Here is a 21,304-nt window from a genome sequence, read left to right as displayed (position 1 = left end):
ATCAGGCCTCTCCGCCGGGCCGGCGGTAGCGGTAGCCGAATCCACGAACGGATTCGATGGGTGACTCGTCGGGATCAGACCAGCCGAGCTTGCGGCGCAGCCGCAGAACGGCGAACTTCACTCGCTCCTGGCCGATGCCGGTGGGGTCGTCCCACGCCTGGGTCAGCAGTTGGTTCGGGCTCAGCACCGCACCGGCATGCCGGACCAGAGCGTTGAGCAGACGGAACTCGGTGGGAGTCAGCCGCTTCTCGTCGCCCTTGACGTAGACCCGGCGCTTGGTCGGGTCGAGATGCACGAGACCGTCGTCGTAGACCTGGCTGGCCCAGCTGTTCTGCCCGCTGGAAGAGCGGCGCAGCAGGGCCTCGACCCGGGCGAGCAGCTCGTTGTTGGCGAACGGTTTGGTCAGGTAATCGTCGGCGCCACCGCGCAGGCCGCGGACCTTCTCCGCCTCCTGACCGTGCGCGGTCAGCACCAGCACCGGCACGTCGGAGACGTCGCGCAGCCGCTCGAGCACCTGCCAGCCGTCCATCTCGGGCAGGCCGACGTCGAGCACGACCAGGTCGGGGTGCTCGGCGTACGCCTCCTTGAGGCCGGTCCGGCCGTCTCCGGCGTGCGCCACCTCGTAACCCGCTCGGCTGAACAGCAGCCGGAGAGCAAGCGCGATGTCCGGGTCGTCCTCGACGACGAGAAGGCGACTCATCGTGTCATCACCCTGGCCCCCACCCCTCGCACGCACACGGCTGTCCGCCGGGCTCACCGATGGCGGCCCGTCGAAAGTCAGCATCTTGCTCGGCGTTGCTCACGCGACCGCAAGCGACGGATCTAACCGCGCAAAGCCACGATAGCGTGATGTCACGGTCTATTTACGAACAGTCACAGTTTAGCGGTCTATCTGGCCAGCGGGGGCGGTCCGCACGTTTCCGGAATGAAGGGACCAGAGAGGCGCCTGAGGTCGGCGCACTCGACCATCCCAACAGCGTGACACTTTTGCCGGTGCCAATGTCGATTTCTGGGAAAAAAGGGACGTACGCCCAAAAAAGGGATGCCATATTCTTCGGTGGGCGACTCGGCCCGCCCCTGATCCGGGAGGCACCCGTGCACGTCCAGGTCTTTCGTCGTCTCGCCGCGCTCGCCGCCGCGCCCACCGCGCTGCTCGCGCTCGGCACGCCGGCACAGGCCCGGGTCCCGGCACCGCCCCTCCCGGCGGATGCCCCCGCCAGCGCGCTCGCCCCGGCCCAGCTGATGTCCGAGGTGGTGACGAAGACCAACCAGCAGCGGCGGGCCAACGGTTGCGCGCCGCTCGCGGTCGACCGGGAACTGACCATCGCCTCGATCCGGCAGAGCCTCTACATGGCCAAGACCCGCCAGTTCACGCACGTCTGGGCGGACGGCACCACGTTCATCGCCCGCTCGCACGCCGCCGGTTACCAACAGCCGTCCGGCGAGAACATCGCCTGGGGCTACCGCACCGCGGACGAGGTGATCGACGCCTGGATGGACAGCCCGAGCCACCGGGAGAACATCCTCAACTGCGGCGCCCACTCGATCGGCACCGGCGTCGCCTACGGCAGCAACGGCCTTCCTTATTACACCCAGGTCTTCGGGTACGAGTAGGAGCCGTTCTATTGACAGGCTTCACTCATCTCTTCTATTAGTTAGGTTAACTAACCTAACTTCCCCCAGAAGAGGTTCCCCGATGCGCCGATCCCACCTGTCTGCCCTGGCGACGGCCGCCGCCATCGCCGGCCTGGTCGCCGTCGTCACCCCGACGGCCCAGGCCGCAACCACCTCCCGCATCCCCGCGCACGTCTTCGCCCCCTACTTCGAGGCCTACAACGGCGACAGCCTCTCCGGTCTGTCCAGCCAGTCCGGCAACAAGTTCCTCACCCTCGCGTTCGTGCAGACGCCCAGCGCCGGCTCGTGCACGGTGTACTTCAACGGCGACACCTCGATGCCGATCGCGGCCGGCACGTTCGGCAGCGACATCACCGCGATCCGGGCGGCCGGCGGCGACGTGATCCCGTCCTTCGGCGGGTACGCGGCCGACAACGGCGGCACCGAGATCGCCGACAGCTGCACCAGCGTCGACTCGATCGCCGCCCAGTTCGAAAAGGTGATCACCACCTACGACGTCACCCGGATCGACCTCGACATCGAGGACAACTCGCTGAACAACGCGGCCGGCATCGACCGGCGCAACAAGGCGATCAAGAAGGTCGAGGACTGGGCGGCCGCGAACGGGCGGCTCGTCCAGTTCACCTACACGCTGCCGACTACCACGGCCGGGCTGGCCGAGTCGGGTCTCGCGGTGCTGCGCAACGCGGTCAGTAACAGCGCCCGTATCGACATCGTCAACATGATGACGTTCGACTACTACGACAACGCCGCGCACAACATGGCCACCGACACCCAGACCTCGGCCAACGGGCTGGTCAACCAGCTTAAGGCGCTCTACCCGAGCAAGACCACGGCCCAGCTGTGGGCGATGGTCGGGATCATCGAGATGATCGGCGTGGACGACTTCGGGCCGGCCGAGACCTTCACCATCGCGAACGCGCAGACGGTCACCAACTGGGCCAAGACGCAGGGCATCGCGGCGCTGTCGTTCTGGGCGCTGCAACGCGACAACGGCGGCTGCCCGGGCGGCGCCGCGGCCGACAACTGCTCCGGGGTCTCCCAGACCACGTGGCAGTTCAGCAAGATCATGCAGTCGTTCACGTCGGGCTCGACGACCACCACGCCGCCCACTACGGCGCCGACCACCCCGCCGACGACCGCGCCCACCACCAAGCCGCCCACGACGGCGCCGACCACCCCGCCGACGACCGCGCCCGGCACCACGACGTGGGCGGCGTACACGGCGTACACCGTGGGTCAGGTCGTCACCTACAACGGCAAGCGTTATCAGTGCCGGCAGTCGCACACCTCACTGCCCGGCTGGGAGCCGCCGAACGTTCTCGCCCTGTGGCTGCCGCTATAGGGCCGCGTTGATCAGGACCGGTTCGGGGTGCAGCTCGATCCCGAACCGGTCCCGCACGCCGTCGCGGATCGTGCGGGCCAGGTCGAGCAGCGCCGTCGTGGTTCCGCCGCCGCGGTTGGTCAGCGCGAGGGTGTGCTTCGTGGAGATCGAGACGCCGTCACCGGCGTACCCCTTCGGGAAGCCCGCGTGCTCGATCAGCCAGGCCGCCGGGATCTTGACCGTGCCGTCCGCGCCGGGCCAGTGCGGCGCCTGCTCGAGCCCCAGCGTCGCCCACTGAGCGGCGGACACCACCGGGTTGGTGAAGAACGAGCCCACCGACCAGGTGTCGTGGTCCTCCGGGTCGAGCACCATGCCTTTGCCGGCCCGGAGCTTCAGGACGGTGTCGCGGGCCTGGCGCAGCGGCACCCGGTCGCCGGCCTCGGCGCCGAGGCTGCGGGCCAGCTCGGCGTAGCGGATCGGGGCCGACTCCGCCGACACCGTGAGCCGGAAGTTGACGTGCAGCACCAGGTAGCGGTCGCTGTGTTTGAAGACGCTGGAGCGGTACGCGAACGCGCACTCGGCCGGGGACATCGCCCGGATCGCGTCGTGCTCCCGGTCGTAGGCGTGCACGGCCACGATCGTGTCGGCGACCTCCGAGCCGTACGCCCCGACGTTCTGGATCGGGGTGGCGCCGGCCGAACCCGGGATGCCGGAGAGGAACTCGATGCCTGACCAGCCGCTTGTCACGGCGTACTCCACGAAGTCGTCCCAGACCTCGCCCGCGGCAACCCGGACGACCACGCTCTGCGCCTGCGCCTCGACCACCTCGATGCCGCGCGTGCGCAGCAGCAGGACCTCGCCGGCGAAGCCGGCATCGCCGATCACGACGTTGCTGCCGCCGGCGAGAACAAGCACCGGTCGACAACCCTTTGCGGCGTTCCGCACGGTAGCAACCGCTTGGTCCGTTTCGACAGCTACCGTCAGCGTGCCGGGCTGCCCGCCAAGGCGTAGCGTCGTGTACGCCGCAAGGGAGCTCGCGGGTGCGTCGGTTTGGCGTTGGCTACTAACGTCAGGCACGACGTTCACCCTAGGCTCAAGGCGCCGGGGCACTCATCGGCGGTCCGATGGAGTGGAGAGATTCGCGATGAACAGGCTGCACGCGACCAAGGAATTCTGGCTCGCCGCCCTGCGGGCCGACAGTCCGGCACTGCAGGATGCGGTGGCCGAGGCCGGCCCGTCCGCCGAGGTGCCCTCGTGCCCCGGCTGGAGCTGTGCCGACCTGGTCGAGCACATCACCACGCTCGCGCACTGGGTGCGCGCGACGGTGCCGCGCGGCGTCACCTCCGGTCCCACCACCGCGCCGGTGCGCGAGGGCGAGCGGCCCGACTGGGAGGCCGCGCTCGACGAGCTGCGCCGCGAGCTGACCGGCACGATCGAGACTCTCGAGGCCGTCGAGGCCGACTCCCCGGCGTGGAACTGGGCGCCGCAGGCGAAGCAGGCCGGTTTCTGGCACCGCCGGATGGCGCACGAGATCTCCATCCACCGGTGGGACGCGGAAGCGGCGGCCGGGCGGGCGACCCCGATCGAAACCAAGCTGGCGGCCGACGGGGTGAGCGAGGTGCTCGACACCTGGCTGCCGGCCGGCAAGCGAAAAGGCCCCACCGACCTGCACGGAGTCGTGCACCTGGTGGCCGGCGACGCGGGTTACGAGTGGTTCGTGCGGCTGCGCGGCGCCGGGGTGGCGCTGCTCGACACGAACACGATTCTGGACTCCGACGATCACCACGCGCGGGCCCAGGCAACCGGCCCGGCCAGCGATCTGCTGCTCGCTCTGATGGGCCGGCTGCGGGCCGATCGCCTGGTCGTGACCGGAGATCCTCGCCTGATCTCGGCCCTGCGGACCGGCTGACCCGTTTAAATTCGTCTTACCGGCAGGTCGTCGAGGCCTTGTCGGCCCCTATGATTAACCGGTTAAGTGGGCTCGTGTACACATTCCGGAAACACCAGGAAGCGGGGAACGCATGACGGCAACCGTCACGTCCACGTCGGCGCAGCCGGCCCTCGCCGGGATCACCTTCCCCGACGGCTTCGTCTGGGGCGCGGCCACCGCGTCGTACCAGATCGAGGGCGCGGCGCGGGAAGACGGTCGCGGCCCGTCCATCTGGGACACCTTCTGCCGCACGCCGGGGCGGGTCTACGCCGGGCACACCGGCGACGTGGCCTGCGACCACTACCACCGCTACGTCGACGACGTGGCTCTGATGGCGGATCTCGGCCTCGCGTCGTACCGGTTCTCGATCGCCTGGCCACGCATCCAGCCGGACGGCACCGGCCCGGTGAACGTCAAGGGACTGGACTTCTACGACCGCCTCACCGACGAATTGCTCGGCAAGGGCATCGACCCGGTGGTCACGCTCTACCACTGGGACCTGCCGCAGACCCTCGAAGACCTCGGCGGCTGGGCCAACCGGCTCACCGCGGAGGCCTTCGCGGAATACTCGCAGATCGTCTACGCCCGGCTCGGTGACCGGGTCGGCACCTGGACCACGCTGAACGAGCCGTGGTGCTCGGCCTACCTCGGTTACGCCAGCGGCCGGCACGCGCCCGGCAAGCAGGACCCGGCGGCGACCTTCGCGGCCGTGCACCACCTGCTGCTCGGCCACGGTCTCGCGGCTCGCGCGCTGCGATCGGCGGGCGCCCGCAACCTCAGCATCACGCTCAACCCGTCGGTGGTCTTCCCGGTCGACCCGAACAACGCGGCCGACCTCGAAGCCGTCCGGATCCTCGACGGGCTGTCCAACCGGATGTTCCTCGACCCGCTGCTCAAGGGCGAATATCCGGCCGACATGCTGACGCACATGTCCCGGTTCACCGACCTGGCCTACATCCAGGACGGCGACCTGGCCGCCATCAACGCACCGATCGACGTGCTGGGGATCAACTTCTACCAGCCGGCGTACGTGTCGGCGAAGCCCGGTTCTCCCGGGGCGCCGGACCAGCCGGGCAGCGAGGGCATCGCCTTCCGTGACCCGGACGGCCCGGTGACCGACATGAACTGGTTGATCGAGCCGTCCGGCCTCACTCACCTGCTCAAGCGGATCCACCAGGACTACCCGGGCACACCGCTGCTGATCACCGAGAACGGCGCCGCATATCCGGAGGGACCGGGCGCGGACGGCGAGGTGCACGACACTCGACGCATCGAATATCTCGACGGTCATCTGCGAGCCTGCCATGATGCCTTGGCGGCCGGCGTCGATCTGCGTGGTTACTTCGTCTGGTCGCTCATGGACAACTTCGAGTGGGCCGAGGGGTACGCGAAGCGCTTCGGGATCGTGCACGTCGACTACGCCACCCAGGAGCGGCGGCTCAAGGACAGCGCGAAGTGGTACCGCGAGGTGATCAGCCGCAACGGCATCGCCTAGCGGTCTCGCTTCGCCGCAAGTTAGCGAGGATGACCAGTTGGTGACGCGGGAACGACCGACCCTGGAAGCCGTGGCGCGCCGCGCCGGAGTGTCCAGGGCGACCGTCTCCCGCGTCGTCAACGGTTCGACGTCGGTGGCCGCCTCGATTCGGGAGGCGGTCAACCGCGCCGTCGAGGAGTTGGGTTACGTGCCCAACCAGGCGGCCCGGAGCCTCGTCACCCAGCGCACCGAGTCGATCGCGCTGATCCTGCCGGAGACCGCCAACCGGGTCTTCTCCGACGATCTGTTCTTCCCCGCGATAATCCGCGGCGTCGGCGGCGAGCTGGAGGCCGCCGACAAGCAACTGGTGCTGATGATGGCCGGCTCGGCCAAGAGCCACGACCGCGTCGAGCGGTACGCGGTGGCCGGCCACGTGGACGGCGTGATGTTCGCGTCCATGCACGGCGCCGACCCGTTGCCCGGCACCCTGGTGCGGCTCGGCATCCCGGTGGTCTGCAGTGGCCGCCCGATCGGCGAGGCCGCGGTGCCCTACGTGGATGTCGACCACTTCGGCGGTGTCTGCTCGGCGGTCCGCCATCTCGTCTCGGCCGGCCGCCGCCGGATCGCCACCATCGCCGGCCCGCAGGACATGGTGGCCGGCATCGACCGGCTCGCCGGTTACCGCGCCACCCTCGAGGAGGCCGGTCTCGCCCAGCACGTGCAGATCGGCGACTTCACCCGCGAGTCCGGCATGGTCGCGATGCGCAAGCTGCTCGACGACGACCCGGCGCTGGACGCAGTGTTCGTGGCCTCGGACATGATGGCGCACGGCGCGCTGACCGCCCTCAAGGACGCCGGCCGCCGGGTGCCGGCCGACGTCGCGGTGATCGGCTTCGACGACTTCGAGATCAGCCGCTACAGCGAGCCGCCGCTGACCACGGTGCGCCAGCCGATCGTGGAGATGGGCCGCACCATGGCCCGCCAACTGCTCGGCCTGATCAACGGCGAGCCGCACCTGCCGGACGCCGTGGTCCTACCGACCGAGCTAGTGATCCGCGAGAGTGCGTGACGCCTCGATCGGGTGGCCCAGCACCTTGCGGGAGAGCAGGGTCGCGCCGGCGACCGCGGCCGGCATGAGCAGCACGGCGCCGAGCGGGATCAGGAAGCAGCAGAAGACGGCCACGCCGAAGCCGAGGGCGAGCGGCCGCTCGGCGCGCAGCGCGACCCGCCGGTCGGCCAGCCGCTTGCCCCGCCGCTGGAACGCCACTCCGGTCAGCTCGACCACGAGCAGCCAGCCGCCGACCAGGGCGCCGAGCACCGGGATGACGGTCTGCCCGATCACCGGCACGAAGCCCAGGGCGAACAGCGGGATGCCGAAGAGGATCGACAGCGCGATGAGCCGGAGCGAGTCGACCAGGCTGCGGCGCACCGACTGCCAGAAGCCGACCTCGACCTCGTCGGGCACCCCGCCGAACCGGTCCTCGACCAGCTCGGAGATGCGCTCGTAGAACGGGTCGCCGATCAGCAGCGTCACCGCCGTGAAGGTGAGGACGCCGAGCAGAACGGTGATGCCGAGCAGGCCGACGCCGCCCAGCACCCGGATCAGGTCGCGCCAGCCCTGCGCCCAGTCGTCGGCGAACCAGGTGACGGCCCGGGAGAGCTGGGGCAGGAAGTCAATCAGGGCGGCCAGGGCGGCCGTGTAGAGGGCGCCGGCGATGAGGGCGGGCAGCAGACCGAGGCCGAGCAGCTTGGGGCTGCGCAGGACCAGGCCGAGGCCGCGGGCGAGCAGGGTGGCGCCCTGCAGGAACTGCCGAACTGCATGCACGATTCGGCAGCTTATTGGGTCAGGGCGAATTCGGCTCCTGGTCGGTCGGCCCGACCGAGAACCAACCGCTCTCCGAGGCGCTCGGCGTCACGGTGATCTCGGTGGGTGTCGGCACCGGCGGCTGGTCCAGCACCGGCAGGGTCGACTCCGACTCGGTCGGCAGTTTGACCGGCGGCGCGGTGGTGGCGGTGGGTGCCGCCGACGGCGCCGTGGCGATCGGCGGCTTGGCCGCCGCCGAGCGCCCGGGCTGGGGCGTGAACTTCACGGTGGTGACCGGCCGGGGCGCGGCGCGTTCGGGGGCTGTCCCGACACCGCCGTTCCCGGCGGCCGCACCGATTCCGCCGGTGCCACCGGGGGCGCCGACCTCCAGGGGCGGGCGCGACGGGGTCGCGAGGGTCCAGCCGATCACGATAGAAATCGGCAGACCCAAAGCCACGAGTCCGAAAAAGATGGATTTAGGGGATACCTGCACGCCGGGAACACCGGATGAGCGACGGAAAAGGTTACGGCTCAGCGGCCGGGAAGCGGGTTGATCGATGCCTCGCCGAGCCGGTAGTGTCCGCTCGCCTCCCTCCGCACGGAGCCGGAGGCGCGGGTTACCACGGGGGAAAAATGAAGCTCGCGCGCCGTCGCTCACTGCCCGCCATCATCGGCCTGGCCCTCACCGCCGGAGCCGTCTCGATCGCCTCGCCGGCCCACGCCGACGACCCGGAGAACACCGCTCCCACCGCCTCGTACACGCTGGACTCCGGCGCCATCTGGGCTGGTCAGCGCGTCACCCTGACGGAGAGCGGCCTGACCGACGACACCACCGCACCGGCCGCCATCACCCGCAGCGTCAACTGGGGCGACGGGAGCACCGACGCCGGCCTCACACACACGTATGCGTCGACCGGCTCCTATCCGGTCAAGGTGACGCTCAACGACGGCACTCTGGACGGTGCCGGCGTCTTCACGACCGGCTCCACGGTGAACGTCACGGCCTCCCCGGGTGTGTACGCCTGGCAGCAACCGACGATCTACACCTACCCGGGTTACCAGGAGCAGGGCACGATGTTCGCCGCCGCGCTCCCGGCCAACACCCGGGCGTGGACCGCGTGGACCGACGGCGAGACCAGCCTGCTGGCCAACAACTCGTCGACCACCATCCGCCACTGGTTCGGCACCGGCACCTGGACGCCCCAGATCACGCTGCAGAACGGACAGGGCAAAGCGACGCCGCGCCCCGCCGCCCCGCTGACCGTGCTCAACGACACCACCGCGCCGACCGCCTCGCTGACCATCCCGAGCAGCCCCAACAAGGCCTCTTCCTGGTCGACCCTGCGGGGCCGGGCCACCGACAGTGAGTCCGGCATCGACGTGGTCGGCGTCCAGATCTGGAAGTGGACCAGCTCGACGCAGTGGTACTACAACTTCGACAACCGCACCTGGGTGAAGGACACCGGCCAGAACCTGCCGGCCGCGGCGCAGGCGCAGCGCCCGACCGACGCGTCCGGCAACTGGACGGCGCCGGTCGCCGGCCTCGGCAAGGGCTACTCCATCCAGGTGCTCATCTACACCTGGGACAAGGTCGGCAACCTGTCCGACGACTACTGGTCCGCCGGTTACGCGCTGACCAGCTAGCTGTTAAGGAAAGACGAGATGCGCTCGCGGAGCTCGGACCGGTTGGTCCAGAGCACCGCGGGCCGGTCGTAGATGTGCAGTTGCGCATCGGGCAGCAGCCCGGCCAGACGCTCCGCCCACGCCGTCGGGTGCACCTCGTCGCCCTGACAGCCGAGCACCAGCGCCCGCCCGCGGAACGCGGTGAGTTTCGACTCGTCGGCGACCGCGGGCTCGTGCCACAGCGTGGTCAGCTCGGCGGCAAGCCCGTCCTTCTGCAGCTGCTCGACCCGTTGCCGCAGGTAACTCCAGCCGGTCGGGGTGTTGCGCACGGCCGGCGGCAGTTCGGATTCGACCGCGGCGGCGATCGACGCGGCCTCGCCGGACTCGACGGCGGCCAGCAACCGCTCCACCCGGGCCTCGGCCGCGGCCGGGCGGGTGCCATCGAGCGGCGCCGGCAGGTAGAACACCGCCCGCTCGAATCGCTCGGGTGTCTCGCTGAGCAGCCGGGCCAGCGCGCCCGCGCCCATGCTCACGCCGACCGCGCGACTGGCGCCGGCTCGATCGGCCACCGCCCGCAGGTCGCCGGCCAGGTCGCCGAAGCTCCACGGGCCGACCGGCGCGTCGGAGCGCCCGTGCCCGCGGAAGTGGAAGAACACCCGGCGCCCGGTCACCGCGCTGCCCAGCGGGCGGGTGCCGGCGATGTCACCGCCGAGGCCGTGGGCGAAGACGGTGACCGGCTCGCCCACGCCGGTGACCAGTTGCTCGAGACCGACGCCACCCGGCGTGGAGATCAACTCGGTCGGCGGGCCCGGGAGGGTCGGCCGGCCGGAACGCGGGCCGGTGCGGTCGGGACGCTGGAGCCTTGGTCCGCCGTCGGGCGGGGGCGGACCGAACCGCCTCACCAGAAGCCTTTGCCGTCCGACAGGTCTTTGAGGCCGGGACGGACGTCCAGCAGGTAGACCAGGGCGGCACCGATGCCGATCAGGCTGAAGATCCCGATCGAGCCGCTGACCAGCAGGGTCAGCACGATGCAGACGGCCAGGATCGCCGCCCAGGCGCCCTTGGGCAGGGTGCCGATGGCCTGGAAACCGTCGCCCCGCTGGGTCAGGCAGTGAATCAGCGCGACGGCCTGAATGACCACCGAAAAGATCATGATGATCGTATCGATGTAGAACAGGACGACACCGTAAAAGATCGGCGCGGAGTAGGCCATGATGCAAAGTCTATGATGCGGGCCCCGGCTGGTGCCGGGGCCCGCTGATCACGTTTATTACTCGGCCGGCTTCGCGGCGGGCTTGGTGGCCCGCTTGCGCGGCTTCGGCGTGGGCGTGGCGGCCTCGAGGACCTTCGGCTCGTCGGTGGTCTCGATGTCGGCGTTGACCACGTCGGCGGCCTCGACGACGCCGGTGCCGACAACCCGCTCACCGCGGGCAACCAGCGTGGTGTACGCCGTGACGGCGCGCTCCTGGGCCAGCTGCGCGATGGAGGTCGCCACACTGGTGGCGTTGCCACGCAGGGCGTCGAAGTCGGTGGTGGAGGCCTTGTCACGCAGCTCGGCGGCCTTGGCGTTGGCCTGGTCGTTGTAGGTGCGCAGCGACGCGGCGGCGCGCTCGCTCAGCTCGGTCACCACGGCGGGCAGCTTGCGCAGCTGCTGGTAGGCCAGGTCACCGGCGCCGGCAGCGGCGTAGAGCGGGGCGGGGAAGCGGGTCTTGGTCTGGTCGGTCATTTCGGCTCCTCGGCAGTTTCTTCGGGCTCGGGCGCGTGCCGGATGCTCTCGTTGCGGAACGTCTCGTAGATCTGCGACAGCGACTGCTTCTGGGCGATCGTGAGGTCCGGATCAACCGCGATCGCGGCCAGCACCCCCTGCTGACCCTCGCCGTCGAGCAGGCCGGCCCGCAGGTACATCGCGGGTGTCGACACCCGCAGCGCGCTGGCGATCTGCTGTAACACCTCGGCACTCGGCTTACGCAGGCCACGCTCGATCTGGCTGAGGTACGGGTTGCTCACGCCCGCCTTGTCGGCGAGCTGGCGCAGCGAGATCTTCGCGGTCTGCCGCAGGTCACGGATGAAGCTTCCGATGTCCTGAGGCAGATCCTTCGGTGTGGCCACGAGTTCGAAGTTAGCTCGGAGTGCTAGCTGTTGCAAGCAAAACGCTAACTACAGCTAGCGTGAAACGAGTCACCGGACGGGGACACCGAGCAGTTTGCGAGTTTCCGCGGTGGTGAGCGGCGGGCGCTGAGCGAGCTGGGCGAAACCGGCTGCCCGGGCGACCAGTTGCATGTTCGACTCGACCGGCTGGCCCTTGGCGTACGTCACGGTGTCTTCCATGCCGACCCGCAGGTGGCCGCCTGCCGAGAGCGACGCCAGCATCACCGGGATCGTGCTGCGGCCGATGCCGGTCGCCGAGAAGGTCGTGCCGGTCGGCAGGTTGCGGATCGCCTGCTCGCAGGCGACCAGCGCGGCCGCCGTGCCCGGCATCCCGCCCGGCACGCCCATCACCAGGTCGACGTGCACGTGCCCGCCGGCGGGCAGGCCGTACTTGCCGAGCAGCCGTTCCAGGGTGGCGAGCTGGCCCAGGTCGAAAATCTCGTACTCCGGCACGATGCCCCGGTCCTGCATGCGGGTGTGCAGGTCGACGATGAACTCCCAGCGGTTCAGGAACACGCCGTCGCCGAAGTTGACCGTGCCCATCGTGCAGGAGGCCATCTCCGGCGCGGCGTAGAGCACGGCCAGCCGGGCGGTCTCCGGGTCGGTCACCGCCCCGCCCGAGGAGAGCTGCACGATCAGGTCGGTCTCCGCGCGCAGGCCGGCCACGGTGTCGCGCAGGCGGGCCTGGTCGAGGGTGGGCTGGGCATCGGCGTCGCGAATGTGCACGTGGATGATCGAGGCGCCGAGCGCCTCGCATTCCTTGGCGGTGTGCACCAGCTCGTCGAGAGTGACGGGCAGGGCAGGCACGTCGGCTTTGGTGTTCTCCGCACCGGTCGGAGCAACGGTGATCACGGTCCCGGTCATAAACGCATCCTGCCTCAGGATGGGTCGATGGCCGCCATCGAGTCCCCGACGCTGAGCTCGGCTTCGTCGGCCACGTTGCGCTTCAGCACGGCCAGGGCGATCAGGCCCAGTTCGTGGTGGCGGACCGCGGTGCCGATGAAGCCGACCTGACGGCCTTCCAGGGTCACCGGGGTGCCCTGGACCGGGGGCTGGTCGGAGGCGATGCCGTCGAAGTGCAGCAGCACCAGGCGGCGCGGCGGGCGGCCCAGGTGGTGCACCCGGGCGACCGTCTCCTGGCCGCGGTAACAGCCCTTGTCGAGGTGCACGGCGGGGGCGATGAAGTCGGCCTCGGCCGGGATGGTGCGGTGGTCAGTCTCCCAGCCGAGGCGGGGCGCGTGCTGCTCGACCCGGATCGCCTCGTAGGCCCAGAGGCCGGCCAACGGCACGCCCAGCTTCTCGATCACCGCGGTTTTGGTCTCACGAGGCACCAGGAGATCAACCCCCAGGGGCACCCGGCGGGCGAGTCCACCTTCGAACTCGCGAACTGAATAGAGGCTGGTCGCGTGACCCGGCACGTCGCCGGCGGCGAACTTCGGCCCCGGCACGGCGGCCAGCCTAGGCGGCGCGAGGTCCGGGAAGATGTCGGCAGCGCCCGGCCCCACCAGCGACAACACGGCGATCTCGGCGGTGGCGTCGCGCGGCTCGACTCGCGTGAAAAATCGCATCATTTCCAGATATTTCAGAAGCCCGACCCCGGCGCCCGGCTCGGTGTCCAGCCAAGCCGTCGTCCCGTCCTCGGTGACGTAGGCGTGCTGCTCGACGTGGCCGTTCGGCGACAGGACGAGGAGCTCGGAAGCCGTCAAAGCCGACAAATCCGACAAATGCTGAGTGGTGAGGGTGTGCAGCCAGCTCGCGCGCTCGTCGCCCGGGACCGCGATCACGTCCCGGTTCGAGCGGTCGACCAGGCCCACGGCGGTGGCCAGGGTGCGCTGCTCCCGCATGGGATCGCCGTAATGCGCGGCCACCCCCGCGTCGGCGGACGTCGGGTCCAGATCCTCGATCATCACGACGGTCATCTCAAAGCCCTTTGCAGTCGCCGCAGACGCCGAAGAGGGAGACGTGGCCGACATCGACCCGGAAGCCCTGCTCCGCCAGCAGCCGGTCGGTCACCGGTTGCATCACCGTCGGGTCTACCTCACTTATCGACCCACATCCACGGCAGACCAGGTGAACGTGCTGATCCTCACCCGCCGCGTGGTAGGTCGGCGAACCGTGCGACAGGTGGGTGTGGTTGACGAGCCCGAGGTCTTCGAGCAGCTCGAGCGTGCGATAGACGGTGGTGATGTTGACTCCGGCGACCCGCTCGCGGACCGCGGTGTGCACCTGCTCGGGCGTGGCGTGAGCGAGCCCATGGACCGCCTCCAGGATGAGCTGACGCTGCGGCGTGAGACGCAGCCCGCGCTCCCGGAGCATTTCGGCTAGCGATGTGGCGGACACGTTACGAGCATAGTTCGGTCCGTGGTTACGCTCCGCCCGTGACCGACCGTGTTTTGGTCTCGCCGGGCGAGCTCTTCGGCGACGGCGTCTTCGAGACCGTGCATCTGCGCCCCGGCGGCCCCTGGCTGCTTGATCAGCATCTCGCCCGATTGGCGCGGTCGGCCGCGCTACTGGATCTTCCGGTCTCTCTCGACGAGGTGCGGGCCCAGGTCGCGGCGTTACCGTCGGTGACCGAGGCGAGCGCGCTACGGATCATCCAGACCCGGCAGGCGCTGCACGTCACGGTCGCGCCGCTGGCCCCGGGCATGCTGCGGGAGCGCCGCTCCGGCATCCGGGTGATCAGCAGCCCGGTCGGCCCGCAGCCGCCCTGGTCACTCACCGCCGCGAAAACCCTGTCCTACGGACCGAACTTCGCGGCCCGGCGATGGGCGCAGGCTCAGGGCGGCGACGACCTGTTGTGGGTGACGATGGAGGGGTACGCCCTGGAAGGGCCCACGGCGTCACTGGTCTGGCTGGCCGGGGACGGGCTTCACTCCGTACCGCCGCAGGAGGCCGCAATCCTGGCCGGCACCACCGCCGCCGAGCTGTTGTCCCGCGGGCCGGCCGTTGGTCTTCGCGGTTCCTACCGGATGGTCACGCTCGACGAGCTGGCCCGGGCGGACGCGATCTGGTTCGCATCCGCCCTGCGCGGCCTGGCCGAGGTGATCTCGCTCGACGGGGTTCCGCGGGCACGCTCGCCCTGGACGCCCCGCCTGCTGGAGCTCCTCGGCTTCGATTAGCCGCCGATGCGGAGCAGGCGCGCCGACATGTGCGGGCGCATGCCGCTCTCGCCGACCGCGACCTCGTGCGCGTAGAGCAGCGCGCCGTCGACGATGCCGAACAACCGGTGGCCGCCGGTCAGCTGCAGGCCGGACTGTGTGTACGCGATGGCGTCGGCCTCCATCTCGAGGCGTGTCGGGCCGATCGTCTTGCCCAGGTAGATCTCGGCGGTGCCCTCCGGCGTGATGATCGTGGCCTCCATCTCGTCGGTGGCCCGCCCATCGTTGAGAATCGGTCGCCAGAAACCGGACTCGAGGGCCCACTCGCCGGCCGGCTTGGAGTCGTCGTCGAGCAGCCAGGACCGCGACTCGAACCGCAGGAACGGCCGCCCGTCGTGGCTGATCCGGATCTCCTGCGCGAAGTCGTAGTCATCGTCGGCCGGGAAACCACCCTGACCGCGCCCGCGCCACAGGCCGACGAACGGCAGCAGCCCGAGCAGCGCCGGGTGCAGGTCGGCGCCCTTACGCAGGTCGTGGGTGTCCTCGTACGGATAACGCTCGACCGGCGGGGCGTTGAGCCACGGCGGCGGCCCCAACGGGTTGTCGTCGGTCACGCTCACCATCGCCCCCTGGAAACTCGAACAGCCAAATAACCGATGCCACCCGCCAGCGCGCCCAAACCGGCGACCAGCAGACTCACGAACCCGATCTCGGTAACCATGACCGGCCCATCTTATGCTGGCCCCCATGGCACGTTTGCTGGTCGTCAAGGCAACCGCCGGCGCCGATGCGCCGGAGCGCTGCTCGCAGGCATTCACGGTCGCTTCGACGGCCGCCGCGTCCGGCGTGGACGTCTCGTTCTGGCTGACCGGCGAGTCGACCTGGTTCGCTCTGCCCGGCCGGGCGGCCGAGTTCGAGCTGCCGCACGCCGCCCCACTGCCCGACCTGCTCGACCTGCTGCTGTCGTCGGGCCGGGTGACCGCCTGCACCCAGTGCGCCGCCCGGCGCGACATCACGCCCGACGACGTGCTGCCCGGCATCCGCATCGCCGGGGCCGCGGTCTTCGTCGAGGAAGTGACCTCGCCGGAAGCGCAGGCCCTGGTCTACTGAGCGGCGCTCACCGTGACCCGCACCCTCCTGCCGTCCGGCACCACGACCACCGAGTCGTCGCCGACCCGGTAGGCCCACGCCGCGGCGTCGCTCCGGATGACCGCCGCACCCGCGCTGACCTTCTGCAGCCTCGGTTGCAGGTCGCCGGGCTCGTCGACGTCCGCGCTCCAGCTGGCCGCCAGCCCACCGTCCGGGCCCTTCACCGCCGTGGTGTCCGGCGTCGTGGAGACCCCGAGCGCGGCCAGGACCGCGCCGAACGCGGCCGGCGGCGGCCCGGCGCTGGGGTCGCTCTCCCCCGCCGTCTTGTCGCTGTCCGGCCGGCACCCGCTGGTCAGCCGCAAGGTCAGCACCTTGGCCGACGACTCCACGCTGCTGTCGATCCCGATGAAGTTGCCGGCGTCCGCGTGGAATCCCAGCCGGGTCCCGCCCCGGCTGGCCACGACGCCGGCCCGGTAGCCCGGCGGCAGCCCGGCAACGATCCGGTCGAGCGCGTCCCGGGCCTGCCCGTCCGGCACATAGACGGTGAGATCCCGTGCGGCCTCCACCCCGTCGCGCACCGACGTGATCCGGCAGCCGGTGATCAGCTCGAGCTCACCGAGAACGAGCGCCCGCCCCGGCCCGTCGGCCGCCGCGAACAGCACACCGGCGGCCTGCTGCAGCTCGGGCACGGCCACCGCGATGTTCCGCTGCTCCGCCACGGTCGCCGGCTGATGCCGGACCGACCAGACCGCCAACCCGACCAGAACCACGGCCCACACCGCCACGAGCCCGACGAGCCACCGCCGCCGCTTACCCCCCGGACCCATCACGGCAGCCATGGTGACACGCCCCGACGACCCCACCCCGACGGCCCCGCCCGACCGGCCGGGCCGGGGTCGGCTCAGCCCCGACCGGCCGGCCCGGTCGGCTCAGCCGAAGAGGGGGCGGACGGCGAAGTAGCAGAGGGCGGCTATGCCGCCGGCGCCGGGGAAGGTCAGGATCCAGGCGCCGACGATGTTGCCGGCCACGCCCCAGCGGACCGCGGAGAGCTTCTTGGTGGCGCCGACGCCCATGATCGCCGAGGTGATCGTGTGGGTGGTGCTGATCGGGGCGCCCAGCCCGATGCCGAAGGTGAAGAGCAGGCTGCTGGCCACGGCCTCGGCGGCGAAGCCCTCGGGCGGGCCGAGGTCGATGATCTTCCGGCCCAGGGTGCGGATGATGCGCCAGCCGCCCGCGTAGGTGCCGAGCGCCAGCACCGTGGCCGACGTCCAGTACGCCCACTGCGGGATGGTCGAGGTGGTGTCCTGGTAACCGCCCACGTAGAGCGCCAGGACAATGACACCGATCGTCTTCGCGGCGTCCTGCAGGCCGTGCCCGATCGACATCGCCGCCGCCGACACGGTCTGGGCGTAGCGGAAACCGCGGTTGAGTTTGCTCGGGCGGCCGTTTCGGAAGATCCACATCAGGGCGACCATGACGAGGAAGCCGGCCACGAAACCGACCAGGGGCGAGGCCACCATCGGCAGGACGACCTTCTCGACGATGGCGTCCCACTTCACCGCGTAGCCGGCGACCAGGGCCGAGCCGACCAGGCCGCCGATCAGCGCGTGCGACGAGGAGGACGGCAGGCCGAAGTACCACGTGATCAGGTTCCAGCAGATGGCGCCGAACACGGCGGCGAAGACCACGCCGAGGCCGGCCACCGTCTGCGGCACCGTGATGATCCCGCTGACGGTCTTCGCGACGCTGCCGCCGAAGTGGGTGCCGATGAAGTTGCCGATGGCGGCCATCAGCAGTGCGACACGCGGGGTCAGGGCGCGGGTGCTGACGCTGGTGGCGATGGCGTTCGCCGCGTCGTGGAAGCCGTTGGTGTAGTCGAACACCATCGCCGCGAGGATCACCGCCAGGACGGCGACGAGTTCGGCAGACAAGGTCTAGGACTCCTTGACCGCGATGGTCTCGACGGTGTTCGCCACGTGCTCGAAGGCGTCGCAGGCGGCCTCCAGCTCGTCGGCGACCTCCTTCATCTTGAGCACGGTGAGAGCGTCGTACTCACCGGAGAAGAGGCGGACCAGCAGCATGCGGTAGGCGCGGTCGCCGTCGTTCTCCAGGCGGTTGACCTCGATCCAATATTCCTCGAGGTTCTTCATGGCGCGCAGGCGCGGCATCGCCTCGGCGGTGATCTTCGCCTGCTGGTCGAGCACGGTGATCAGCTCGTGCATCTCCCGGGGCAGCGACGGCAGCTCGGTCAACCCGTACAGGTAAAGGAGATTTCCGACCGCCTCGAGGTGGTCCATCACGTCGTCGAGCTGGGAGCCGAGCGAATAGATGTCGGCCCGGTCGAAGGGGGTGATGAACGTCGAGTTGATCTTTTTGTACAGGTCGTGGGTGATCTGGTCGCTGTCGTGTTCCACATCGGTCAGCCGGTCGCTGACCGACTGCACGTCCACTCCGGGCAGCGCCAGCTCGTTGAGCAGCTCGGTGCCTTTGACGAGGTTGTGCGCGGCGGAGGTGAAGAGGTCGTAGAAAGCCCCCTCGACGGGGCGGAAGGAGAACTTCACGGCGCGGACCTCGATCGACGGAGGTGGGATGGATCTCCGGGAATGCTAGCGGTCGCACCGGGTTCACCTCTCGTTCGCCCGGTGAGCAGGCCAGTGATGCCCCCGACAGCGCCGTTCTACACCGGCTCGTGGTGGCGGTCGGCGCGCGGCGGGTGCGGCCGCGGCGATCCACGGCGGACCGCGATGGTGGGCATCGGCGCTCGCGGCTCCCACCGGCTGACCGGGTGGTGGCGCAGGTGCCGGACGAGCGCGGCCTGGTCGGCGTCGGCGATGACGTCCACCCCGGCCGCGCACAGCTCGGTCCAGATCGCCCGGCGGTCCCGGCGCGAGCCCTCCGGCAGGCCGGCGATGCGGACCGTACGGCCGTCCTCGTGGGCCTGGCGGACCAGGGCGTGCAGCAGGTGGCGCTCCTCGGCGGTGATCGGCTCCCGGCCGTCCCAGCCGAACCGGCGGTTCCACGGCTCGCTGATCATCGGGACCAGGGTGGGCGGCGCCGACCGGGCGCCGAGGTCGTCGAAGGTGCCGTCGGCGAAGGCGTACCGCGTGTGCTGTCCGGCGAGCAGTTCCCGCACGTCGACGATGCCGGACACCGAGACGGTGACCGCGCCCGGCACGAGGGTCTCGCCCTCGCAGTGGCTGAGCAGCGCGGCGTGGTCACGCAACTGCTGATCGAGCATCCGGTACGCGCGGAGCAGCGTCTCCGGCTCCCGGTTGGCGCCGACGAACTCGACCACCAGCCGGAACGGCGTCTGCTGGTCGCGGGCGATGCGGCCGCCGTGCGTCTTGCCGCGCGCGAAGAGCGGAGTAAGAACAAGCCTTCGCAGCGTACGGCCGGGTTGCGGCCCGCCGGGACCGAGGAACAGCTCGCCGTGCGGCCCGGGAGTGACCGGGACGGTGAGGCCGCCGAGGCCGCGCCGCAGCACGTCGGGCAGCGGGTCGACCTGCTTGACCGGGACGAGCGCGTGCCCGGCGGGAAGGTATGGCCCGGGCCGGCGCGCCAGCACCGTTCCGATCGACACCGCGCCGCCGAGACCGGCGAACCCGGCCAGTCCGCCGGCGATCGTCGCACCGTCGCTCATGGCGCACCATCCGATTCGTACGTTATGGGTGTTTACTACTGTGTCACATCCGGTACCCGCGCCCGGGCAATGTCGCGCAGAATTCCCCCCATGCCGTCGCCGATCGCACCCACCACCGCCGACGAGTTCGAGGCCGAGCGCTCGCATCTGCTCGCCCTCGCCTACCGGATGCTCGGCAGCCGGGCCGAGGCGGAGGACGCGGTGCAGGAGGCGTGGTTGCGCTACGACCGGGCGCGCGGCGGCGGCCAGATCCACGACCTGCGCGGCTGGCTCACCACGGTCACCGGGCGGATCTGCCTCGACGTGCTCAAATCGGCGCGGGTGAGCCGGGAGGCGTACCCGGGGCAGTGGCTTCCGGCGTACACCGTCGATCCCGCCGCCGGGCCGGACGCCCGCGCCGAAATGAGTGACCAGGTCGGGTTGGCTCTTCTGATCGTCCTCGAGCGACTGACGCCGGAGCAGCGCGTGGCGATGGTCCTGCACGACGCGTTCGGGCTGCCGTTCGAGGACGTCGCGACCGTGCTCGGCACCAGCGAGACCGCCGCCCGCCAGCACGCCTCCCGCGGTCGCCGGGCGGTCAGCCAGGGCGGCGTGCGGCACTCGGCCGGCCTCGCCGAGCAGCGCGAGGTGCTCAACGCGTTCCTGGCCGCCGCGAACAGCGGCGACCTGCAGGCTCTCGCCGCCGTGCTCGCGCCCGACGTGGTCGCGATCGGCGACGGCGGCGGTCTCATCCCCGGCGTCGGCACCCGGCCGGTCGTCGGCGCGGACAAGGTGGCGCGCTTCTACCTTGGCATTCTTGGTAACCGGCTGGCCGCGGTCACCGTCAAGCCGGTGGTGGTCAGCGGCGCGGCGGCGGTGCTGGTGCGCGGCGCCTTCGCCGACGGGCGGCCGCTGCTCTCGGTGCTCGCGGTCGCCGTCGACCAGGGGCGGATCACCGGGATCTTCAACCAGCTCAACCCGGGCAAGCTGCTACTGGGTGACCTGGGATAGGTATTTGTGGTACTGCGAGGCGAACGGCTCGCTGCCGTCGCCGAGCGCGCCCAGCAGTTTCGCCGCGGCCGCCTGCGCCTCGGTCACCAGGTCGTCCGGGTAACCGAACTGTGACCGGTGCTCGTCGAACTCGTCCTCGTCGCGCAACTCGACCAGGCCGGTCTCCCGGCGGCGCACCACATCAAGATCAAGATCGATGATGTGTACGGTGTCGCCCTCCCAGCGGGCCGGCGTGGTGATGTCGCAGTAGACCTCGCTGGTCCGCGGCGGCGGGTTGAACATGCCGGTCCACCAGGCGTGATGAGGTATCAAAAGGACGAACGGGATCTGTTCCACCGACGGCCGGCCGTGATAGACCGATTTCGTCCCGTGCGTCACCCCGACCCACACACCCAGGTCGTCAGCACCGAAGCGGCGGGCCGGATAGTCCCGGTGGGCCGACCCGTCGTACTTCGTGTAGACGACTCGGACCATGTCGTACGGCATGACGAGAACACTAACGGTGGTCGGCTTCTGTCGGTGGTGGCGGGTACCGTTCCTCCGTGCCCG

The 21,304-nt window shown here is 70.2% G+C and carries 26 protein-coding genes and 1 pseudogene; 9 read left to right on the top strand and 18 right to left on the bottom strand.

Annotated features, from left to right (window positions below; all coding sequences use genetic code 11):
* Position 1: 1 nt before the first annotated feature.
* The gene (locus AB0E90_RS18280) at positions 2-700 is read right to left on the bottom strand and encodes a response regulator transcription factor (protein WP_203784938.1); all 699 of its coding nucleotides are present in this window, start codon (positions 698-700) and stop codon (positions 2-4) included.
* Positions 701-1,095: 395 nt separating this feature from the next.
* Here AB0E90_RS18280 and AB0E90_RS18275 point away from each other — a divergent pair, with 395 nt between their 5' ends.
* A complete protein-coding gene (locus tag AB0E90_RS18275) occupies positions 1,096-1,614 on the top strand; it encodes a CAP domain-containing protein (RefSeq protein ID WP_360406269.1) in 519 nt (172 codons plus the stop codon).
* 82 nt (positions 1,615-1,696) lie between these two features.
* Positions 1,697-2,980 carry a carbohydrate-binding protein gene (locus AB0E90_RS18270; RefSeq protein ID WP_360406266.1) on the top strand — a complete coding sequence of 428 codons (1,284 nt, stop codon included), beginning with the start codon at positions 1,697-1,699 and terminating at the stop codon, positions 2,978-2,980.
* Here AB0E90_RS18270 and AB0E90_RS18265 read toward each other — a convergent pair.
* On the bottom strand, positions 2,975-4,036 hold the full coding sequence (locus tag AB0E90_RS18265) for a UDP-N-acetylmuramate dehydrogenase (RefSeq protein ID WP_360406263.1): 1,062 nt from the start codon (positions 4,034-4,036) through the stop codon (positions 2,975-2,977). The two genes, AB0E90_RS18270 and AB0E90_RS18265, sit on opposite strands and share 6 nt — an antisense overlap.
* 67 nt (positions 4,037-4,103) lie before the next feature.
* Here AB0E90_RS18265 and AB0E90_RS18260 point away from each other — a divergent pair, with 67 nt between their 5' ends.
* The 3 genes from AB0E90_RS18260 to AB0E90_RS18250 all read left to right on the top strand — a co-directional run bounded on the left by AB0E90_RS18260 (position 4,104) and on the right by AB0E90_RS18250 (position 7,432).
* Positions 4,104-4,868: a maleylpyruvate isomerase family mycothiol-dependent enzyme gene (locus AB0E90_RS18260; protein ID WP_360406260.1), complete on the top strand. Its 765-nt coding sequence runs from the start codon at positions 4,104-4,106 to the stop codon at positions 4,866-4,868.
* A gap of 112 nt (positions 4,869-4,980) precedes the next feature.
* Positions 4,981-6,384, top strand: a complete 1,404-nt coding sequence (locus AB0E90_RS18255) for a GH1 family beta-glucosidase (protein ID WP_360406257.1) — start codon at positions 4,981-4,983, stop codon at positions 6,382-6,384.
* Positions 6,385-6,421: 37 nt separating this feature from the next.
* The gene (locus tag AB0E90_RS18250) at positions 6,422-7,432 is read left to right on the top strand and encodes a LacI family DNA-binding transcriptional regulator (protein ID WP_360406254.1); all 1,011 of its coding nucleotides are present in this window, start codon (positions 6,422-6,424) and stop codon (positions 7,430-7,432) included.
* On the opposite strand, the gene AB0E90_RS18245 is transcribed toward AB0E90_RS18250, so the two are convergent.
* Positions 7,409-8,188: an EI24 domain-containing protein gene (locus tag AB0E90_RS18245; protein WP_360406251.1), complete on the bottom strand. Its 780-nt coding sequence runs from the start codon at positions 8,186-8,188 to the stop codon at positions 7,409-7,411. The two genes, AB0E90_RS18250 and AB0E90_RS18245, sit on opposite strands and share 24 nt — an antisense overlap.
* 19 nt (positions 8,189-8,207) lie before the next feature.
* Positions 8,208-8,597, bottom strand: a complete 390-nt coding sequence (locus tag AB0E90_RS18240; protein ID WP_360406248.1) for a hypothetical protein — start codon at positions 8,595-8,597, stop codon at positions 8,208-8,210.
* Between the two features lie 203 nt (positions 8,598-8,800).
* Between AB0E90_RS18240 and AB0E90_RS18235 the strand changes: the two genes are divergently transcribed.
* On the top strand, positions 8,801-9,811 hold the full coding sequence (locus AB0E90_RS18235) for a hypothetical protein (protein WP_360406245.1): 1,011 nt from the start codon (positions 8,801-8,803) through the stop codon (positions 9,809-9,811).
* Here AB0E90_RS18235 and AB0E90_RS18230 read toward each other — a convergent pair.
* From AB0E90_RS18230 to AB0E90_RS18200, 7 genes and pseudogenes are all read right to left on the bottom strand, one after another.
* On the bottom strand, positions 9,808-10,692 hold the full coding sequence (locus AB0E90_RS18230) for an alpha/beta hydrolase (protein WP_360406242.1): 885 nt from the start codon (positions 10,690-10,692) through the stop codon (positions 9,808-9,810). The two genes, AB0E90_RS18235 and AB0E90_RS18230, sit on opposite strands and share 4 nt — an antisense overlap.
* Entirely contained in the window at positions 10,689-11,003 is a 315-nt protein-coding gene (locus tag AB0E90_RS18225) for a DUF2516 family protein (RefSeq protein ID WP_360406239.1), read from the bottom strand. The genes AB0E90_RS18230 and AB0E90_RS18225 overlap by 4 nt, the downstream gene beginning before the upstream one ends.
* A gap of 57 nt (positions 11,004-11,060) precedes the next feature.
* Complete coding sequence (locus AB0E90_RS18220) at positions 11,061-11,516, bottom strand: hypothetical protein (protein WP_360406236.1); 456 nt, start codon at positions 11,514-11,516, stop codon at positions 11,061-11,063.
* A gap of 44 nt (positions 11,517-11,560) precedes the next feature.
* Positions 11,561-11,899 (bottom strand): annotated as a pseudogene (locus AB0E90_RS18215) (helix-turn-helix transcriptional regulator); the annotation flags it as partial.
* A gap of 69 nt (positions 11,900-11,968) precedes the next feature.
* Complete coding sequence (locus AB0E90_RS18210; protein ID WP_360406233.1) at positions 11,969-12,802, bottom strand: 3-keto-5-aminohexanoate cleavage protein; 834 nt, start codon at positions 12,800-12,802, stop codon at positions 11,969-11,971.
* 14 nt (positions 12,803-12,816) lie between these two features.
* Complete coding sequence (locus AB0E90_RS18205; protein WP_360406230.1) at positions 12,817-13,857, bottom strand: folate-binding protein; 1,041 nt, start codon at positions 13,855-13,857, stop codon at positions 12,817-12,819.
* A gap of 1 nt (position 13,858) precedes the next feature.
* On the bottom strand, positions 13,859-14,254 hold the full coding sequence (locus AB0E90_RS18200; RefSeq protein WP_360406597.1) for a Fur family transcriptional regulator: 396 nt from the start codon (positions 14,252-14,254) through the stop codon (positions 13,859-13,861).
* Positions 14,255-14,316: 62 nt separating this feature from the next.
* On the opposite strand from AB0E90_RS18200, the gene AB0E90_RS18195 reads away from it, so the two are divergent.
* Positions 14,317-15,057, top strand: coding sequence for an aminotransferase class IV (locus AB0E90_RS18195; protein ID WP_360406227.1), 741 nt, complete (start codon positions 14,317-14,319; stop codon positions 15,055-15,057).
* On the opposite strand, the gene AB0E90_RS18190 is transcribed toward AB0E90_RS18195, so the two are convergent.
* Together AB0E90_RS18190 and mtfM are read right to left on the bottom strand one after the other, a co-directional pair.
* Positions 15,054-15,650: an FABP family protein gene (locus AB0E90_RS18190; RefSeq protein ID WP_360406224.1), complete on the bottom strand. Its 597-nt coding sequence runs from the start codon at positions 15,648-15,650 to the stop codon at positions 15,054-15,056. The genes AB0E90_RS18195 and AB0E90_RS18190 overlap by 4 nt on opposite strands.
* Positions 15,651-15,652: 2 nt before the next feature.
* Positions 15,653-15,757 (bottom strand): small membrane protein MtfM, encoded by a 105-nt coding sequence (mtfM, locus tag AB0E90_RS18185; RefSeq protein WP_275407434.1) that lies wholly within the window; start codon positions 15,755-15,757, stop codon positions 15,653-15,655.
* Between the two features lie 14 nt (positions 15,758-15,771).
* Between mtfM and AB0E90_RS18180 the strand changes: the two genes are divergently transcribed.
* Complete coding sequence (locus AB0E90_RS18180; RefSeq protein WP_360406221.1) at positions 15,772-16,146, top strand: DsrE family protein; 375 nt, start codon at positions 15,772-15,774, stop codon at positions 16,144-16,146.
* On the opposite strand, the gene AB0E90_RS18175 is transcribed toward AB0E90_RS18180, so the two are convergent.
* The 4 genes from AB0E90_RS18175 to AB0E90_RS18160 form a co-directional block, all read right to left on the bottom strand.
* Complete coding sequence (locus AB0E90_RS18175; RefSeq protein ID WP_360406594.1) at positions 16,140-16,952, bottom strand: hypothetical protein; 813 nt, start codon at positions 16,950-16,952, stop codon at positions 16,140-16,142. The two genes, AB0E90_RS18180 and AB0E90_RS18175, sit on opposite strands and share 7 nt — an antisense overlap.
* Positions 16,953-17,054: 102 nt before the next feature.
* Positions 17,055-18,056 carry an inorganic phosphate transporter gene (locus AB0E90_RS18170; protein ID WP_360406218.1) on the bottom strand — a complete coding sequence of 334 codons (1,002 nt, stop codon included), beginning with the start codon at positions 18,054-18,056 and terminating at the stop codon, positions 17,055-17,057.
* A gap of 3 nt (positions 18,057-18,059) precedes the next feature.
* Positions 18,060-18,686, bottom strand: a complete 627-nt coding sequence (locus tag AB0E90_RS18165) for a DUF47 family protein (protein ID WP_360406215.1) — start codon at positions 18,684-18,686, stop codon at positions 18,060-18,062.
* 116 nt (positions 18,687-18,802) lie between these two features.
* A complete protein-coding gene (locus AB0E90_RS18160; RefSeq protein WP_360406212.1) occupies positions 18,803-19,765 on the bottom strand; it encodes a hypothetical protein in 963 nt (320 codons plus the stop codon).
* Between the two features lie 90 nt (positions 19,766-19,855).
* Here AB0E90_RS18160 and sigJ point away from each other — a divergent pair, with 90 nt between their 5' ends.
* Positions 19,856-20,755, top strand: coding sequence for an RNA polymerase sigma factor SigJ (sigJ, locus tag AB0E90_RS18155; RefSeq protein ID WP_360406209.1), 900 nt, complete (start codon positions 19,856-19,858; stop codon positions 20,753-20,755).
* On the opposite strand, the gene AB0E90_RS18150 is transcribed toward sigJ, so the two are convergent.
* Positions 20,735-21,241, bottom strand: a complete 507-nt coding sequence (locus AB0E90_RS18150; RefSeq protein WP_360406206.1) for a DUF402 domain-containing protein — start codon at positions 21,239-21,241, stop codon at positions 20,735-20,737. The two genes, sigJ and AB0E90_RS18150, sit on opposite strands and share 21 nt — an antisense overlap.
* Between the last annotated feature and the right edge of the window lie 63 nt (positions 21,242-21,304).

The sequence above is a fragment of the Actinoplanes sp. NPDC026619 genome (assembly GCF_040638295.1).
Lineage (GTDB): Bacteria > Actinomycetota > Actinomycetes > Mycobacteriales > Micromonosporaceae > Actinoplanes.
Note: the sequence above shows the minus strand (reverse complement) of the source record. Positions and strands in the feature narration are given on the sequence as shown.

What these genes read in the sequence shown, in the direction of transcription:
- mtfM (WP_275407434.1), bottom strand. Translation starts at nt 15,757, where the DNA reads ATGGTTACCGAGATCGGGTTCGTGAGTCTGCTGGTCGCCGGTTTGGGC.
- AB0E90_RS18220 (WP_360406236.1), bottom strand. Translation starts at nt 11,516, where the DNA reads ATGACCGACCAGACCAAGACCCGCTTCCCCGCCCCGCTCTACGCCGCT.
- AB0E90_RS18175 (WP_360406594.1), bottom strand. Translation starts at nt 16,952, where the DNA reads ATGGGTCCGGGGGGTAAGCGGCGGCGGTGGCTCGTCGGGCTCGTGGCG.
- sigJ (WP_360406209.1), top strand. Translation starts at nt 19,856, where the DNA reads ATGCCGTCGCCGATCGCACCCACCACCGCCGACGAGTTCGAGGCCGAG.
- AB0E90_RS18210 (WP_360406233.1), bottom strand. Translation starts at nt 12,802, where the DNA reads ATGACCGGGACCGTGATCACCGTTGCTCCGACCGGTGCGGAGAACACC.
- AB0E90_RS18180 (WP_360406221.1), top strand. Translation starts at nt 15,772, where the DNA reads ATGCTGGCCCCCATGGCACGTTTGCTGGTCGTCAAGGCAACCGCCGGC.
- AB0E90_RS18255 (WP_360406257.1), top strand. Translation starts at nt 4,981, where the DNA reads ATGACGGCAACCGTCACGTCCACGTCGGCGCAGCCGGCCCTCGCCGGG.
- AB0E90_RS18260 (WP_360406260.1), top strand. Translation starts at nt 4,104, where the DNA reads ATGAACAGGCTGCACGCGACCAAGGAATTCTGGCTCGCCGCCCTGCGG.
- AB0E90_RS18270 (WP_360406266.1), top strand. Translation starts at nt 1,697, where the DNA reads ATGCGCCGATCCCACCTGTCTGCCCTGGCGACGGCCGCCGCCATCGCC.
- AB0E90_RS18225 (WP_360406239.1), bottom strand. Translation starts at nt 11,003, where the DNA reads ATGGCCTACTCCGCGCCGATCTTTTACGGTGTCGTCCTGTTCTACATC.
- AB0E90_RS18150 (WP_360406206.1), bottom strand. Translation starts at nt 21,241, where the DNA reads ATGCCGTACGACATGGTCCGAGTCGTCTACACGAAGTACGACGGGTCG.
- AB0E90_RS18235 (WP_360406245.1), top strand. Translation starts at nt 8,801, where the DNA reads ATGAAGCTCGCGCGCCGTCGCTCACTGCCCGCCATCATCGGCCTGGCC.
- AB0E90_RS18205 (WP_360406230.1), bottom strand. Translation starts at nt 13,857, where the DNA reads ATGACCGTCGTGATGATCGAGGATCTGGACCCGACGTCCGCCGACGCG.
- AB0E90_RS18200 (WP_360406597.1), bottom strand. Translation starts at nt 14,254, where the DNA reads ATGCTCCGGGAGCGCGGGCTGCGTCTCACGCCGCAGCGTCAGCTCATC.
- AB0E90_RS18280 (WP_203784938.1), bottom strand. Translation starts at nt 700, where the DNA reads ATGAGTCGCCTTCTCGTCGTCGAGGACGACCCGGACATCGCGCTTGCT.
- AB0E90_RS18160 (WP_360406212.1), bottom strand. Translation starts at nt 19,765, where the DNA reads ATGAGCGACGGTGCGACGATCGCCGGCGGACTGGCCGGGTTCGCCGGT.